We start from the raw sequence: 1,727 nt of genomic DNA, 5'->3' as shown, positions 1-1,727 counted from the left end.
TCTCTCATCCGCCAAAACATCTTCGGCGTTGTAAGGTTAAGCCTCACGGTTCATTAGTACCGGTTAGCTCAACGCATCGCTGCGCTTACACACCCGGCCTATCAACGTCGTCGTCTTCAACGTTCCTTCAGGAGACTCTAAGTCTCAGGGAGAACTCATCTCGGGGCAAGTTTCGTGCTTAGATGCTTTCAGCACTTATCTCTTCCGCATTTAGCTACCGGGCAGTGCCATTGGCATGACAACCCGAACACCAGTGATGCGTCCACTCCGGTCCTCTCGTACTAGGAGCAGCCCCCCTCAGTTCTCCAGCGCCCACGGCAGATAGGGACCGAACTGTCTCACGACGTTCTAAACCCAGCTCGCGTACCACTTTAAATGGCGAACAGCCATACCCTTGGGACCTACTTCAGCCCCAGGATGTGATGAGCCGACATCGAGGTGCCAAACACCGCCGTCGATATGAACTCTTGGGCGGTATCAGCCTGTTATCCCCGGAGTACCTTTTATCCGTTGAGCGATGGCCCTTCCATTCAGAACCACCGGATCACTATGACCTGCTTTCGCACCTGCTCGCGCCGTCACGCTCGCAGTCAAGCTGGCTTATGCCATTGCACTAACCTCCTGATGTCCGACCAGGATTAGCCAACCTTCGTGCTCCTCCGTTACTCTTTAGGAGGAGACCGCCCCAGTCAAACTACCCACCAGACACTGTCCGCAACCCGGATTACGGGTCCACGTTAGAACATCAAACATTAAAGGGTGGTATTTCAAGGTCGGCTCCATGCAGACTGGCGTCCACACTTCAAAGCCTCCCACCTATCCTACACATCAAGGCTCAATGTTCAGTGTCAAGCTATAGTAAAGGTTCACGGGGTCTTTCCGTCTTGCCGCGGGTACACTGCATCTTCACAGCGAGTTCAATTTCACTGAGTCTCGGGTGGAGACAGCCTGGCCATCATTACGCCATTCGTGCAGGTCGGAACTTACCCGACAAGGAATTTCGCTACCTTAGGACCGTTATAGTTACGGCCGCCGTTTACCGGGGCTTCGATCAGGAGCTTCGCTTGCGCTGACCCCATCAATTAACCTTCCGGCACCGGGCAGGCGTCACACCGTATACGTCCACTTTCGTGTTTGCACAGTGCTGTGTTTTTAATAAACAGTTGCAGCCAGCTGGTATCTTCGACTGACTTCAGCTCCATGAGTAAATCACTTCACCTACGTGTCAGCGTGCCTTCTCCCGAAGTTACGGCACCATTTTGCCTAGTTCCTTCACCCGAGTTCTCTCAAGCGCCTTGGTATTCTCTACCTGACCACCTGTGTCGGTTTGGGGTACGATTTGATGTTACCTGATGCTTAGAGGCTTTTCCTGGAAGCAGGGCATTTGTTGCTTCAGCACCGTAGTGCCTCGTCATCACGCCTCAGTGTTAAAGTGAACCGGATTTACCTGGAACACACACCTACACGCTTAAACCGGGACAACCGTCGCCCGGCCAACATAGCCTTCTCCGTCCCCCCTTCGCAGTAACACCAAGTACGGGAATATTAACCCGTTTCCCATCGACTACGCCTTTCGGCCTCGCCTTAGGGGTCGACTCACCCTGCCCCGATTAACGTTGGACAGGAACCCTTGGTCTTCCGGCGAGCGGGCTTTTCACCCGCTTTATCGTTACTTATGTCAGCATTCGCACTTCTGATACCTCCAGCAACCCTCACAGGCCACCTTC

Annotated in this window: 1 rRNA gene; it reads right to left on the bottom strand. The window is 53.6% G+C overall.

Annotation, left to right across the window (positions count from 1 at the left end):
- Window positions 1-32: 32 nt before the first annotated feature.
- Window positions 33-1,727: ribosomal RNA gene (locus ACH0WD_RS24390) — 23S ribosomal RNA — on the bottom strand; the annotation flags it as partial.

Origin of the sequence: Salmonella sp. 2020_1395, from assembly GCF_043848115.1 — a bacterium.
Lineage (GTDB): Bacteria > Pseudomonadota > Gammaproteobacteria > Enterobacterales > Enterobacteriaceae > Salmonella > Salmonella enterica.
Note: the sequence above shows the minus strand (reverse complement) of the source record. Positions and strands in the feature narration are given on the sequence as shown.